The sequence below is a fragment of the Dokdonia sp. R86516 genome (assembly GCF_044596715.1).
In the GTDB taxonomy this organism is placed as follows: Bacteria; Bacteroidota; Bacteroidia; order Flavobacteriales; family Flavobacteriaceae; genus Dokdonia.
Window position 1 is genome coordinate 2,343,574 of the sequence record NZ_CP138998.1, and the last position, 14,995, is coordinate 2,358,568.

General features: G+C 37.7%; 12 protein-coding genes. 10 read left to right on the forward strand and 2 right to left on the reverse strand.

Features of this window, described 5'->3' with window-relative positions:
* Window positions 1–55 precede the first annotated feature (55 nt).
* Window positions 56–1,186, forward strand: a complete 1,131-nt coding sequence (bshA, locus tag SJY23_RS10515; RefSeq protein WP_396596305.1) for an N-acetyl-alpha-D-glucosaminyl L-malate synthase BshA — start codon at window positions 56–58, stop codon at window positions 1,184–1,186.
* Here the strand turns inward: bshA and SJY23_RS10520 are convergent, their stop codons facing one another.
* A complete protein-coding gene (locus SJY23_RS10520) occupies window positions 1,187–1,681 on the reverse strand; it encodes a hypothetical protein (protein WP_013749568.1) in 495 nt (164 codons plus the stop codon).
* A gap of 90 nt (window positions 1,682–1,771) precedes the next feature.
* On the opposite strand from SJY23_RS10520, the gene SJY23_RS10525 reads away from it, so the two are divergent.
* Window positions 1,772–4,687 carry an FAD-binding and (Fe-S)-binding domain-containing protein gene (locus SJY23_RS10525; protein ID WP_396596306.1) on the forward strand — a complete coding sequence of 972 codons (2,916 nt, stop codon included), beginning with the start codon at window positions 1,772–1,774 and terminating at the stop codon, window positions 4,685–4,687.
* A 27-nt stretch (window positions 4,688–4,714) separates the two neighbouring features.
* Here SJY23_RS10525 and SJY23_RS10530 read toward each other — a convergent pair whose 3' ends face one another.
* Entirely contained in the window at window positions 4,715–5,527 is an 813-nt protein-coding gene (locus SJY23_RS10530; RefSeq protein ID WP_396596307.1) for a UDP-2,3-diacylglucosamine diphosphatase, read from the reverse strand.
* Window positions 5,528–5,699: 172 nt separating this feature from the next.
* On the opposite strand from SJY23_RS10530, the gene aroC reads away from it, so the two are divergent.
* The 8 genes from aroC (at window position 5,700) to SJY23_RS10570 (ending at window position 14,994) form a co-directional block, all read left to right on the forward strand.
* Window positions 5,700–6,764, forward strand: coding sequence for a chorismate synthase (aroC, locus tag SJY23_RS10535; RefSeq protein WP_396596308.1), 1,065 nt, complete (start codon window positions 5,700–5,702; stop codon window positions 6,762–6,764).
* A gap of 132 nt (window positions 6,765–6,896) precedes the next feature.
* A complete protein-coding gene (locus tag SJY23_RS10540; RefSeq protein ID WP_396596309.1) occupies window positions 6,897–8,342 on the forward strand; it encodes a dicarboxylate/amino acid:cation symporter in 1,446 nt (481 codons plus the stop codon).
* Between the two features lie 117 nt (window positions 8,343–8,459).
* Window positions 8,460–9,239, forward strand: a complete 780-nt coding sequence (locus SJY23_RS10545) for a hypothetical protein (protein WP_396596310.1) — start codon at window positions 8,460–8,462, stop codon at window positions 9,237–9,239.
* A gap of 6 nt (window positions 9,240–9,245) precedes the next feature.
* Window positions 9,246–10,064, forward strand: coding sequence for a hypothetical protein (locus tag SJY23_RS10550; RefSeq protein ID WP_396596311.1), 819 nt, complete (start codon window positions 9,246–9,248; stop codon window positions 10,062–10,064).
* A gap of 217 nt (window positions 10,065–10,281) precedes the next feature.
* Window positions 10,282–11,118, forward strand: coding sequence for a family 16 glycosylhydrolase (locus SJY23_RS10555; RefSeq protein ID WP_396596312.1), 837 nt, complete (start codon window positions 10,282–10,284; stop codon window positions 11,116–11,118).
* 43 nt (window positions 11,119–11,161) lie between these two features.
* The gene (locus SJY23_RS10560; RefSeq protein ID WP_396596313.1) at window positions 11,162–11,848 is read left to right on the forward strand and encodes an HAD family hydrolase; all 687 of its coding nucleotides are present in this window, start codon (window positions 11,162–11,164) and stop codon (window positions 11,846–11,848) included.
* A 148-nt stretch (window positions 11,849–11,996) separates the two neighbouring features.
* Window positions 11,997–12,386, forward strand: coding sequence for an acyl-CoA thioesterase (locus SJY23_RS10565; protein WP_396596314.1), 390 nt, complete (start codon window positions 11,997–11,999; stop codon window positions 12,384–12,386).
* A 109-nt stretch (window positions 12,387–12,495) separates the two neighbouring features.
* On the forward strand, window positions 12,496–14,994 hold the full coding sequence (locus tag SJY23_RS10570) for a zinc-dependent metalloprotease (protein ID WP_396596315.1): 2,499 nt from the start codon (window positions 12,496–12,498) through the stop codon (window positions 14,992–14,994).
* Window position 14,995 lies beyond the last annotated feature (1 nt).

Here is a 14,995-nt window from a genome sequence, read left to right on the forward strand (position 1 = left end):
ATGATGTGAGTACGCTTTCGCGAAAGCAAAAAAGAAATCTACCAAAAATCCTGTTATGAAAATTGCAATTGTCTGTTACCCAACCTTCGGAGGAAGTGGAGTAGTAGCAACAGAACTAGGAATCGCCTTGTCAAAAAGAGGTCACGAAGTACATTTTGTAACATATAAGCAACCTGTACGCCTAGCTTTATTAAATGACAATATTCATTTTCACGAGGTAAACGTTCCTGATTATCCTCTTTTTCATTATCAGCCATATGAACTAGCACTTTCTAGCAAGCTGGTCAAAATCATCAAGAAAGAAAAAATTGATATTTTGCACGTACACTATGCAATTCCTCACGCATATGCAGGATATATGGCAAAGGAAATGCTCAAGCAGGAAGGTATTCATGTGCCTATGGTAACGACGTTACACGGTACAGATATTACGCTTGTAGGTAGTCATCCATTTTATCGCCCGGCAGTAAGTTTTAGCATCAATAATAGTGATGTGGTAACTTCAGTTTCAGAAAGCTTAAAGCAAGATACACTGAGACTCTTTGAAATCTCTAGAGAGATTGATGTGGTGCCTAACTTTATAGATTTTGGCGCAGAAACAGATACCTTTACAGATTGCCAGCGCGATTTGATGGCAAATGAAGATGAGCGCATTGTTACGCATGTAAGTAACTTTAGAAAAGTAAAGCGTATCTCAGATGTGATCGAGGTGTTCTATCGTTTACAATTAGAAATTCCTTCTAAGCTACTTATGGTAGGTGAAGGCCCAGAAAGAGAAGCAGCAGAAGAGCGCGTAAAAGAACTAGGTATAGAAGATAAAGTGCGCTTTTTAGGAAACAGTAATGAAGTAGATAAAATCTTATGTTTTTCTGATTTATTCCTACTGCCATCTGAGGCAGAAAGCTTCGGACTTGCGGCGCTAGAAGCGATGGTAAATCGTGTGCCTGTGATTTCAAGTAACGCCGGCGGTATTCCAGAAGTAAATGTAGATGGAGTGACTGGTTACTTATCTAATGTAGGTAACATTGCAGATATGGCTCAAAACGCTATTAGAATCTTAGAAGATGATGATACGCTTGCAAAGTTCAAAACAAACGCAAGAAAAGAAGCGGCCAAGTTTGATATACAAAACATTGTGCCGCTTTATGAATCTCTTTATAAGAGAGCTTTAGAAAAAGTCTCTTGATTAAAATAGGTAACGTATCCCTAACGCTACGTCAAATTCTAGATCATCATCAAAGTCATTTAGTATCCCTATTTCTGGTCTAAAATCTAGCGATAATAGTAATGGGATATCAAAACGATACTCAATACCTATATCTCCAGCTGCGTTTACAAAAAACTCATTGTCATCATCGTCAAAGAAAGGAGCGTCGTTATCTACATCAAAAGCACCTACAGCGGCACCTACACCTGCATACCAGTTAAAACCGCCATCGATGTTCCATACCCACTGGTAAATTCCTGTTCCTTTTACTGCGTCAAAGTTGTTTCCAGATCTCCAAGCTAGTCCTAATTCTAGTCTGTTGTTTTCACTTAAAGCTCTTTGGTAATTTACTTCTGTACTGAATCCGTCGTTGTCTCCTATTCTCAGACCTATTGCATTAGGAGAGATTTCTTGAGCATAAACTATTCCACTTAATCCTAGAAAAAGTAGGGCAATAACTAGTGTTTTTTTCATTGTAATTGTTTGTTTGAATTGGCAAAACTATTAGTAATTATATAGTCATAACGTTAAGGGCTACATAAAGTTTTAGTTACTTTTATCTTAATGGAAATTAGTTTGAAAAAATTAGAAATCGAGTTTGATGGAGAGTTACATGTAGATCAACTACATAAAATTATCTATGCCACAGATGCATCTGTATATCGCAAGATTCCGCTTGCTGTTGCATTTCCTAAGACGGTAAATGATATTAAGAAATTATGCGCTTTCGCGAAAGCGCAACACATCACCCTTATCCCAAGAACCGCGGGAACCTCCCTTGCTGGCCAATGTGTGGGCGATGGTATCGTAGTAGATGTTTCTAAGCATTTTACAGAGATTATTCACTTTGATAAAGAAAAGCAGCAGGTAACAGTACAGCCTGGTGTTATAAGAGACGAACTCAATTTATTTTTAAAGCCCCACGGTTTGTTTTTTGGACCTAATACCTCTACTGCAAACAGATGTATGATAGGTGGCATGGTGGGAAATAACTCATCTGGAACCACCAGTATCAAGTACGGTGTTACAAGGGATAAAGTCATTCAATTAAAGACGGTATTATCAGATGGTAGTGAAGCTATTTTTGAAGAACTAGATGTAACTGGCTTTCGCCAAAAATTGAACCTTGACAACTTGGAAGGTTCCATTTATAAGACAGCAAACGATTACTTTTCTCAAAGTGCCGTTCGCAATGAGATCAAAGAGCAGTTTCCAAAACCTGAAATCCATCGCCGAAATACGGGTTACGCACTTGATGAAATTGCTAATGCTGCGCCATTTGAAGAGCACGGAAAGCCTTTTAATTTCTGCAAACTATTATCTGGGAGTGAAGGTACACTTGCATTTACCACAGAAATTACCTTGCAGTTAGATGTGTTGCCACCTGCTTATGGCGTTATGGTTGCAGGGCATTACAAGGATTTAGATTCATGTTTACAAGCTGTAGTTCCTGCCATGAAGCATGATCTATATACTTGTGAGATGATGGACAAGGTGATCTTAGATTGTACTAAGAACAATCGGGAGCAAGAGAAAAATAGATTTTTTATAGAAGGCGACCCAGCAGCAATATTAATGTTCGAGTTAAGGGATGCTACTCTTGAAGGAGCCATGCAGCAGGTAGAAGAGCTTATAGATAGTTTGCAGCAGGATGGGCAAGGATATGCATATCCTATATTACAAGGAGATCAGATTGCACAAGCAATGGACCTGCGCAAAGCTGGTCTTGGCTTGCTGGGGAATATGATAGGAGATAGAAAGGCCGTAGCATGTATAGAAGATACAGCGGTCGCGCTAGATGATCTTGCGCCATATATAAGTGAATTTACTGCGCTCATGAAAAAACATGAGCAAGATGCCGTGTACTACGCCCACGCTGGTGCGGGAGAAATACATTTACGTCCTATTCTTGATTTAAAAACTTCTCAAGATGTAGCACTTTTTAGACAGATAACTACAGATGTAGCGCATTTGGTTAAAAAATACAATGGTTCTATGAGTGGCGAGCACGGTGATGGTATCGTGCGCGCAGAGTTTATCTCTATGATGGTAGGCGATGAGAATTATGAGGTAATGAAAACCGTAAAAGGAGCTTTTGATCCTCATCAAATATTTAATGCTGGAAAAGTAATCGATGCTTTCCCGATGGATGAAAGCTTGAGGTATGAAGTAGATCGCAAGGAGCCAGCGGTAGATACACTCATGAATTTTGAGGATAATCAAGGAATCCTAAGACTTGCCGAAAAGTGTAATGGAAGTGGCGATTGTAGAAAATTACCAAGTGCAGGAGGTGCGATGTGCCCTAGTTACAGAGCAACAAGAGAAGAAAAGGATACTACTAGAGCAAGAGCAAATGCCTTAAGGGAGTTTCTTACTACATCAAATAAGTCTAATAAATATGATCATACAGAGTTAAAGGAGGTCTTTGATCTTTGCTTAAGCTGTAAGGCCTGTGCTAGTGAGTGTCCTAGTAATGTAGACGTAGCCACGCTAAAAGCTGAGTTTGAGTATCAATATCAGAAAGCTAATGGAAGCAGTCTTCGTACAAAGCTGTTTGCAAACACGACAAAAATCAATAAACTAGGAGCATTTTCTCCTAGAATATATAATACACTTCTTAAAATAACTGCAGGGATAACAAAAGCTAGCTTGGGAATAGCACAAGAGAGAAGTCTACCTTTATTAAATGTATTTTCAGATCCTGCAGATATATCTGGAAAAGCTAATTCTAGTGTAAATCAGAAATTGAAAAGTAAAACAAAAGTCATTTTATATATTGATGAATTCACTCAGTTTCTAGATGGAAACATTGGTCAAGATGCTTTAACGCTGTTACGTCACCTTGGTTATGAGGTGGAAGTTGTGACTAACCATGATAGTGGCCGCTCTTACATTTCTAAAGGATTTCTTGAGGAGGCAAAGACGCTGGCAAATAAGAATATTGAACTATTAAAGGATTTAGCAGAAGACACTATAATTCTAGGTATTGAACCTTCGGCTATTTTATCTTTTAGAGATGAATATCTTCGGCTTGCAGATGATGTAGAGGTTGCCCAAAAGCTTTCGGCACAATCATTTTTAATTGAAGAGTTTTTACATAGTGAAATCAAACGAGGTGTTATTACCTCCGAGCAATTTTCGGCGAAAGCCAAAAAACTAAAAATACATGGTCACTGTCACCAGAAAGCACTTTCCTCTGTGTCACATACGTTTGCCATTCTTAATCTTCCTTTAAATTATACTCCTACTATTATACCTTCTGGTTGTTGTGGGATGGCGGGTAGTTTTGGGTATGAAAAAGAGCATTATGAGGTGAGTATGAAAGTAGGCGAGCAAACGCTATTTCCTGCGATAAGAAAAGCAGATGGTGAGACTATTATTGTAGCCAATGGTACAAGCTGTAGGCATCAGATTAAAGACGGTACAGCACGAGTCGCTATGCATCCTGTAAGCGTGTTACGCGATGCGCTTTTAGAGTAGTAATTAATGGTACGTGACTATTGAGTATTAATTAAGAATATCTAGTTTGAACATTCTGGGCTCTAGGAGAATTTTTGAGCTGTTATGCGATTTTTTAGGCTGGATTTCTCTATAGTAGTTGAGACTCCATTTACGGTTATGGTACTCTAGATAGCTCAAGTTTTCAATCCAGTCGCCGCTATTTAGGTAAAGTGTGCTTCCTTTCGGAGTGTTTACCTGTTGTTTTGCTGGTTGATGTATATGACCACAGATAACGTAATCAAAATTATTTTCGATAGCGAGATCTGTTGCGGTTTTTTCAAAGTCATTGATAAACTTTACAGCTCCTTTTACACTATTTTTAATCTTTTTTGAGAGAGAATACTTTTCTCTTCCCATACTTACGAGCCATTTATTGAGGAGTCTATTAAATAGAATTAAAAAATCATAACCCCATCCGCCTAGTTTTGCAATCCACTTAGTGTGCTGTATGGATGCGTCGAATACGTTACCATGAAAGAACCAAGCTTTTTTACCATCTAGATTAAGAACAAGTTTATCTATGAGGTGGATGTTTCCCATGGTTGCATCGCTAAATTTTCTAAGCATCTCATCATGATTACCAGTGATATAGTACACGTGAGTTCCTTTTGAGGCAAGTGTGATTATTTTTTTAATCACTTTAAGGTGCTCTTTAGGAAAGAAACGTTTTCTAAACTGCCAGATATCAATAATATCACCATTTAAGATGAGTATTTCTGGTGCGATGGAGTTTAAATATTGACAGACTTCTGTAGCGTGGCAACCGTAAGTGCCTAGATGTATGTCTGATAGTACTGCAATTTCTACGGGTCTTTTCACCGAGATTGTTTTGCTTGTAAGGTCTTTAGATTTTAAGAGAGGATGGTAAAGTAGATGTTAAGAAGTATAAAAGTTATAGTTATATAATAGAGATCAAGTTAATTAATCATTAAGTGAGTTTTTAGTTTTTGATTATGGCCTTTTCAATTTACATTTGTTAAAAACACATACGATGGCAGGTAATACGTACGGAACTATATTTAAGGTCACCACTTTTGGTGAATCACATGGTAAGGCTATAGGTGGAATTATAGATGGATGCCCTGCCGGTTTGAGTATTGATTTTGATGCGATCCAGCATGACTTAGATCGTCGCAAGCCTGGACAGTCTAAAATTGTAACCCAGCGAAAAGAACCAGATACCGTAGATTTTTTGTCAGGTCTTTTTGAGGAGAAAACAACGGGAACTCCTATAGGTTTTCAGATTGTAAATACTAATCAGAAATCTAAGGATTACGGTCACATTAAAGATACCTATAGACCTAGTCACGCAGATTATACGTACGACAAGAAGTATGGTAACCGTGATTACCGTGGTGGAGGAAGATCTTCGGCTAGAGAGACAGCTAGTCGCGTAGTTGCTGGAGCCATTGCAAAGCAATTTTTGAAAGGGATATCATTTCACGCATTTACAAGTGCTGTGGGCGACTTAACTATGGATACACCATACCAAGATCTTGATTTTAGCGAGATTGAAAAAAATGATGTGAGGTGTGCAGATCCCGCTTTCGCGAAAGCGTGTGAAGAAAAAATTAAGGAAATAAAAAAACAAGGAGACACCATAGGAGGTGTGATCACTTGTGTAATTCAAAATGTACCTGTAGGTCTTGGAGAGCCGGTATTTGATAAACTTCATGCAGAGCTAGGAAAAGCAATGTTATCCATAAATGCTGTAAAAGGATTTGAATACGGAAGTGGTTTTGAAGGGGCAACTATGAAAGGAAGTGATCATAATGATCACTTTAATACCGATGGAACTACAAAAACCAATCTAAGTGGTGGGGTTCAAGGAGGTATATCTAACGGGATGGATATTTACTTTAAGGTAGCGTTTAAGCCAGTGGCAACCGTAATGCAAAAGCAAGAAACTATTAATGCATCTGGAGAAGTGGTAGAAATGCAAGGAAAGGGAAGGCATGATCCGTGTGTTGTACCTCGTGCAGTACCTATTGTAGAAGCAATGGCAGCACTTGTAATAGCAGATTTTGTACTACGAAATAAATCTGTTAGATTGTAGAAATAAAATTTCTAAGGAGGATAGCTAGTAAGGCTATTTGTTACCAAGGAATTAATAGTAATTTGAAATAATTTTAAACATCACATATTCAACTCACTAGTTGGATTTTTATTCAAGAAGGAACTACTACCTATGAAAAAATTAGCACTACACTGGAAGATTATTATTGGTTTAATTTTAGGTGTGGTTTGGGCACTGATATCTTCTTCGGTGGGATTAAGTGACTTTACAATTAATTGGATTGCCCCTTTTGGAACGATTTTTATCAATCTGTTAAAACTTATTGCAGTTCCTTTAGTTCTATTTTCTATCATCGCAGGAGTTGCTGGTATAGGTGATCCATCTAGTTTAGGTAGAATGGGTGGAAAAACACTTCTAGCTTATCTTATTACTACATTACTAGCTGTAGGATTAGGTTTGACACTTGTAAACATTATACAACCTGGAGCACTTGTAGATCAAGAAAGTCGTATAGATAACAGAATAAGTTATGAACTTTGGGCTCAAGAACAAGGTGTTGAAATAAAGGATGGTGTAAATTATTTACAAGATCCTCAGTTTATGGAGCGTGCTGGACGTGTAAACGAACTCGTAAAATCAAAAGGGGAAGATGCAACCGTTGCCGAAAAAATGAAAACTGCAAACGCGACTAAAGACGCAGGTCCTTTACAACCTCTTATTGATCTCGTTCCTCAAAACTTTTTTAAAGCGCTTACAGATAATGGGTTAATGTTACAAATTATCTTTTTTGCTATATTTTTTGGAATCAGCTTGTTGTTTATTCCTAAGGAAAAATCTGGACCGGTAATTAAGCTAGTAGACAGTGTGATGGAGGTATTTTTAAAGATGGTGGATTTTGTAATGCAAGCATCTCCATTTTTTGTGTTTGCTTTGTTGGCTGGTGTCATTAGTAAAATGGCGGGAGATGATATAGGAAAGGTTGTTGAAATATTTAAAGGACTTTCTTGGTATTCGCTTACAGTATTTTTGGGCTTGATGTTAATGATTTTTGTGATGTACCCATTGATTATAAAGCTCATTGTACGTAAGATTCCTTACAGAGGATTCTTTAAAGCAATGGGTCTAGCACAAACAACAGCTTTCTCTACCTCAAGTAGTGCTGCGACTCTTCCAGTAACGATGGAGTGTGTGGAGGATAACTTAGGAGTTGATAAGAAGGTAACGAGTTTTGTACTTCCTATAGGAGCTACAGTAAATATGGATGGTACTGTTTTATATCAAGCTGTAGCAGTAGTTTTTCTTGCACAGCTTCACATGATTGATCTTACATTAGGACAACAGCTTACTATTGTACTTACTGCAACATTAGCATCTATAGGATCTGCAGCGGTACCTAGTGCTGGACTTGTGATGCTTATTATCGTGCTGGGATCTGTAGATTTAAATCCAGCTTGGATTGCGATTATCTTTCCTGTAGACCGTATTCTCGATATGTGTAGAACGGTTGTAAATGTAACTGGAGATGCAACAGTTTCTTCTATAATTGCAAAAACGGAGGGAATGCTTAATTATGATGAGAATGTAAATCCAGATGACGCCTTTAATCCTGATAAATAGGTAGTTAGGCGAAAAAATGGCTTAAAAACATTTTGTAGGGGAAATCTTCATTACTTTCATAATCCCAGACTACTATTCTGTATATTAGCTACTTAGCTATGGTGTAAAATCATAGTTATGAAAGTATTTACGTGTTCATTGTTGCTACTAGCAACGTCTTTTTTACATGCTCAAGTGGGTATTGGCACAACTACACCTTCTAATGCTGCTATGCTCGAAATAAGCGGTGTTACTAGCAGAGGTGACTATAAGGGATTTATTCCTCCAAGAGTGGCGACCACGGCAAATCAAATTAGTATTGCACCTACCACTACAGATATAGGTCTTATGGTTTTTGTGGAGGAAACCGGTTGTCTAGACTTTTGGACTGGTACCGCATGGGAAAGTATTTATTGTTCAGGCGGACCTTCAGACATTTGGATCAACGAATTTCATTATGCAAATAACGGTACAGATGTAAATCAGTTTATCGAAATTGTTGGACCTGCTGGTTTAGATATCTCTGGTTATTACCTAGTAAGATACCGTGCAGATACAGGACAACCCTATGGTGTAATCCTTACATTTTCTGGAACTATAGACAATGAGGAAAATGGCTATGGAGCTATTTCTGTAGATGCTAATTTACGAAATGACACCAGTGGTTTTGCGCTAGTAGGTCCGGATGGTAAAGTGATACAGTTTTTAAGTTATGAAGGAACTATCACAGCTACTGGTGGTCCAGCAAATGGACTTACATCAATTGATGTGGGCGTCATAGAGACTACAAGTACAACCGCAACGCAATCTATACATCTTACAGGAACAGGCAATTCTTTTATAGATTTTACTTGGAGTACTAGTGCTGTAGGACAAAGTACAGCAGGAACAAAAAATGTAGGGCAAACTTTTAATTAGGAGATTATGAGTTTATCAAAACAGTCTTTGTGTGTAATTGGAATGATTTTCTATTCATTTGTTTTAATAAGTCAAGTAGGGGTAGGCACTAGAAATCCCTCAGAAAAGGCGATGCTAGAAGTAACTAGTCAAATAGATGGTGCGGGTGTTTATTTAGGTTTTATGCCACCACGGGTTCCATCTGACGCAGCAAGAGATGGCATACCAACAACTATTGCAGATAAAGGTATGATGGTCTATGTAGAGGCTACGGGCTGTATCGATATTTTTAATGGAGAATTCTGGGGTCATTTAAAATGTGCATCAGAGATTCCAGTAAGGACAGATATTTGGATAAATGAAATACATTATGAAAACGCAGGCCCAGATACAGGAGAGTTTATTGAGATCGCAGGAGTCGCCGGTTTAGATATTAACGGATATTCAATTGTGCTCTATAATGGCAACAATAATTCTGCATATAATACCCAATTCTTAACCGGACTCATACCTAATGATACTGGGAATGGTTTCGGCTTTGTAACTATTAATTATCCACCTAATGGAATTCAAAATGGCGGCGCCCTTCCAGATGGCCTTGCACTTGAAAATCCAGCAGGTAAGATAATCCAGTTTTTAAGTTATGAAGGTGTGTTTACAGCGGTAGGTGGCGTAGCAGATGGTATAACTTCCATAGATATAGGTGTAGAAGAAAATACCGCAACACCTATAGGCCAATCTCTACAGCTGAGAGGTGGTCCTGGAAATGTCTATGCTAACTTTAACTGGATAACTTCTGCTATTAGTACTCCTGGAGCAGCAAATAATGATCAGAGTTTCGATTAGGCATCTTTAACTATTCAACCACTCTTTTCAAGTACGTAAGTTTTATTTAAAATTATAAGCGTGCTTCTTCTGTATATCTACAAATAATATCTTGAGATAAAGTTTTAGTGTATAGCAAGTCTCAATTACAATTTATAGTCTTAACTATTGTTACAGTTATATTGTATTTTTAACCTTTATAAATTCACACCCCATTATCATGAAAAATAGTATTCTTTTGGCATTTCTCTATATAACAATTTTGAGCTGTAAAGAGCAAAATCAAAACAATAATGACTTAGAGAGTAAAGTTGAACAAGTAGTAACCTCTTCTCAAGAAAGAACAGAAACTCAAAAGTTAAAGTGGAGTGAAGAATTCAATGGTACAACTATAGATACTTCGCAGTGGAATTACAAGACAGGTGCTACTGGCTGGGGAAATGAAGAATTACAAAACTATACAGATGGGAATAATGTTGAGGTGGCAGACGGGTCTCTCAAAATCATTGTAAAAAAAGAGGGCAAAGGTCAAAAAGTAGGTGATTATACTTCTGCTAGAATAACTAGTACTCAGAAAGTGCAATACGGTCACGTAGCTATCAGAGCAAAAATGCCAGATTATAAAGGAAAAGGTATCTGGCCTGCATTATGGATGCTAGGTGCAGATATTACAGAGATAGGATGGCCACAATGTGGTGAGATCGATGTGATGGAATATGTAAGTAAAAATCCAGATCAAGTACTACAAACGATACATAGTGTTGCAAATAATCACTCTAATGGAACACAAATTTCAACAGATTTTATCGCGCTTCCTACTATTGAGGAGGAGTTTCATATCTATGGATTATTGTGGAAAGAAGACCAGCTTCAATTTTATATAGATAGCCCTGATAATATAACGCTTACCATAGATCGTCCAGAAGATTATAATAATGAAAACTGGCCTTTTATGAAGGAGTACTATTTTATACTCAATATTGCCGTAGGAGGTAATCTTGGAGGTAAGGTAGACGACCTCATTTTTCCAGCATCAATGGAGGTAGATTATGTACGTGTGTACGAAATGGATTAAAGGGACTATTACGCTTTCGCGAAAGCATACTTAAAACAATACCATGAACAATATTCAAACAATCGCCTTTGATGCAGATGATACCTTATGGGTTAATGAAACGTTCTTCCGTGATGCCGAAGATGAGGTGTGTAAGTTACTGAGCCCTTATATAGATTATGATGCATGCCAGCAACGACTTTTTGAGATGGAAATGCGCAATCTCTCTCTTTACGGATACGGGATAAAACCTTTTACTTTATCACTAATTGAATGTGCGCAAGAAGTTTCTGAAGGGAAGGTAACTAATGAGATTATTGCAAGCATTATAGATATAGGTAAAGAAATGCTTAACGCTCCTGTAGATCTTATTGATGGTATTGAAGAGGTGCTAGAGCAGTTATCTGATAAGTATAAACTTGTAGTGGCTACTAAGGGAGATCTTCTCGACCAAGAGCGTAAACTAGAAAAATCTGGACTTTCAAAATACTTTCATCACATAGAAGTGATGTCAGACAAGCAGCCAGCAAATTATCTTAAGCTAGTGAAGCACCTAGATATCAAACCTGATTCTTTTCTAATGATAGGTAATTCATTAAAGTCTGATGTGCTGCCAGTCTTAGAAATAGGAGGGCATGCATTTCATATTCCTTTCCATACTACATGGGCGCATGAGCAGGTAGATATAGAGATTACTCACGAGCGTTTTAAGTCATTTAAAGCTTCTAGCGATATTCTCAAGCATTTATAATTGCTATTTTATAAGAGTCATTTTATGAGTTACTCTTCATATTTATGAAGATTATTGATGATGTGATAAAATGAATTATTTAATTACGCTTTCGCGAAAGCGTGACACATCTTTTTGTTAACTTTAGATAAATCTCAACCCAAATATGATGAATTTTCACACACGTAAATGGATAAAACCAGAAGACTTAAATCCTAATGGAACACTCTTTGGCGGAAGGCTCTTAGAATGGATTGATGAAGAGGCAGCACTTTATGCCATCATTCAACTCGAAAACCCTAGGACGGTTACAAAGTATATGAGTGAGATAGACTTTCGTTCAAGTGCAAAAAAAGGTGATATTGTAGAAATAGGGATAGAAGCCACGGCGTTTGGCACTGCATCTCTTATATTGAGATGTGAGGTGCGCAATAAGATGACTCGAGAGATTATTATTAGTATTGAACGTATTGTGATGGTAGGTCTAGATGAAGATGGAAAGGCGCAGGCACATGGTAAAACGCAAATAGAATTTGTAAAAGATAGACTGGACAAATAGCGAGTGATAAACACTAATGTTAATACGTCCGTATTCTGTTAATGTTATCTAAAATTAATCTTGCTCGTTGCACTCAATTCTTATTTTCGGAGTACTTTAAATAAACTCCATGAAAAGAATACTACTTCTCTGTCTCATTGCCACATTTTTAAACGTTGAAGATTCATTTGCACAACGCAAAGAATTGAGAAAACGTAAGTCAAAAAACAAAAAAGAGCAGGTCTCACCTCCAAAAAAAGCTAATAAGGATGCAATCAAATCTTATGCTGAGGTAATTACAAAAGAAGCAGTAACAGATTCTGGCTTATTTCAAGTACACAAAGTAAAGAATAATTTTTACTATGAAATCCCATTTACAGCACTTGAAAAAGACATGCTGTGGGTTACTCGTATTGCTCAAATTCCTAATGGACTAGGTGGAGGATACATGAATGCTGGCTCAAAAACTAACGAGCAAGTTGTGCACTGGCAGCGTTTTCAAAATAAGGTGTTACTTAAGATAAAATCATATACAAATGTTGCAGATAGCACCAAGGCAATAAGCAACTCTGTACGAGTAAATAATTACGAACCTACATTATATGCCTTTGATGTAGCAGCCTTTAATCAAGACTCTACTGCCGTAGTAGTAGATGTAACAAAATTATTTTCTACAGATGTAAAAGCAATTAGTCCGCTATCTGGACGCTTGCGCAAACAATATAAAGTAAAGAAACTTGACGGTAGTCGTAGCTTTATCAATAGCGTTAAGAGTTTTCCAGAAAATATTGAAGTAAAGCAAGACTTTACATATGATGCCTCAGAGCCACCTACAGAACGTTCGGCAGAGAGTATAAGTTTACAAGTGAATCAATCTATGATTCTGCTTCCAGAAGTAGCAATGCAACCTAGATTATATGATCCAAGGGTAGGATTCTTTACTGTAAATCAGTATGATTATGGAAGCGATGCCTTAAAAGCAGATAAGAAAACATACATTCGTCGCTGGAGACTAGAGCCTAGTGATCCAGAAGCATATAAAAGAGGCGAGCTTGTAGAGCCTGTAAAACCAATAGTTTATTACCTAGATCCAGGAACACCAGAAAGCCTTAAAGAGTACATAAAACAAGGAATAGAAGACTGGCAGAAACCTTTTGAAACAGCAGGTTTTAAAAATGCAATTATCGCAAAGGATGCTCCTACGCCAGAAGAAGATCCAGAGTTTAGCCCAGAAGATATAAGATACTCTGTTGTAAGATATGTGGCGAGTACTACGCGTAATGCTGTGGGACCAAGTGTTTCAGATCCGCGTAGTGGTGAGATTATAGAAAGTGATATTATCTGGTACCATAATCACCTGCGTAGTTATAGAAATAGATACCTTCTTGAAACTGGAGCAGCAAATCCAAGTGCTAGAACTTTAAATACACCAGATGAAGAAATAGGAGAGATGATGCGTATGGTTATTGCCCATGAGGTAGGTCACGCATTAGGTTTTCCTCATAACATGGCAGCTAGTTATGCCTATGATGTAGAGTCTTACAGAGACGGAGCTTTTACACAAGAAAATGGTATTGCAGCTAGTCTTATGGATTATGCTAGATATAATTATATAGCACAACCAGGAGATACAAACATTCGTTTTGTACGCCAGATGGGACCTTATGATCATTATGCGACTAACTGGGGTTACCGCTGGTTACCAGACGCTTCTTCACCGTTAATGGAAAAAGCAACTCTTAATAAATGGATTCAAGAAAAAGCGGGAGATCCTCGTTTTAAATTTGGACGACAGTCTAGTAGCTTTGATCCGCAATCACAGACAGAATCTATAGGTAATGACCCAGTAAAAGCAAGTACCTACGGACTCAAGAACTTGCGTTATGTAGCACAAAATCTTCCTAGCTGGACGTCAGATAAAACAAACGACTACGGAGATCTAGAAGAACTTTATGGAGAGCTTGTAGGTGTGTATAGCAGATTTGTAGGTCATGTGGTAACAAATATAGGAGGAGTTTTTGAAGATATTAAAATGCCTTCACAATCCGGAGTCGTGTATACGCACCTAGATAAAGCTGTGCAAAAAGAATCTATGAGCTGGTTACAAAACAATCTTTTTGAAACTCCTACATGGCTTGTAGATCCGGCAATCATGCAAAACATAGATCACGCAGGATATGCAGAGAAGGTGAGAAGAACACAATCACGTTATCTTAATAGAATCCTGAGTTTTGACAGAATAGGCCGTCTTATTGATGCAGAGACTACGCAAACAGATTATTATAGCGCATTAGAAATGCTTTCAGACCTTAGAAATGGTATCTGGTCAGAAACTAGCAGAGGCACTTCGGTAGATTTGTACCGTCGTAATTTACAGCGTTCTTACTTAGATAGAATGGAGTTTTTAATGACAGACCAAGGACCGAGAGCGAGAGCTAGTAGACCAGGTTTTGAAGGAACTCTATACTATGATGTAAGTGTATCAGATGTGCGACCGCTAGTAAGAGGTGAGCTAGGAAAACTGCGTAGCAAACTACGCTCAGCGCGTAATAGTAATGTAAATACGATTACAAAATATCACTATGAAGATGCCCTTGCACGCATAGAGCAATTGCTAGATCCTAAATAAA

Excerpts from the sequence above, each read along its gene's own strand:
- bshA (WP_396596305.1), top strand. The coding sequence starts at position 56 with ATGAAAATTGCAATTGTCTGTTACCCAACCTTCGGAGGAAGTGGAGTA.
- SJY23_RS10520 (WP_013749568.1), bottom strand. The coding sequence starts at position 1,681 with ATGAAAAAAACACTAGTTATTGCCCTACTTTTTCTAGGATTAAGTGGA.
- SJY23_RS10525 (WP_396596306.1), top strand. The coding sequence starts at position 1,772 with ATGGAAATTAGTTTGAAAAAATTAGAAATCGAGTTTGATGGAGAGTTA.
- aroC (WP_396596308.1), top strand. The coding sequence starts at position 5,700 with ATGGCAGGTAATACGTACGGAACTATATTTAAGGTCACCACTTTTGGT.
- SJY23_RS10540 (WP_396596309.1), top strand. The coding sequence starts at position 6,897 with ATGAAAAAATTAGCACTACACTGGAAGATTATTATTGGTTTAATTTTA.
- SJY23_RS10545 (WP_396596310.1), top strand. The coding sequence starts at position 8,460 with ATGAAAGTATTTACGTGTTCATTGTTGCTACTAGCAACGTCTTTTTTA.
- SJY23_RS10550 (WP_396596311.1), top strand. The coding sequence starts at position 9,246 with ATGAGTTTATCAAAACAGTCTTTGTGTGTAATTGGAATGATTTTCTAT.
- SJY23_RS10560 (WP_396596313.1), top strand. The coding sequence starts at position 11,162 with ATGAACAATATTCAAACAATCGCCTTTGATGCAGATGATACCTTATGG.
- SJY23_RS10565 (WP_396596314.1), top strand. The coding sequence starts at position 11,997 with ATGAATTTTCACACACGTAAATGGATAAAACCAGAAGACTTAAATCCT.
- SJY23_RS10570 (WP_396596315.1), top strand. The coding sequence starts at position 12,496 with ATGAAAAGAATACTACTTCTCTGTCTCATTGCCACATTTTTAAACGTT.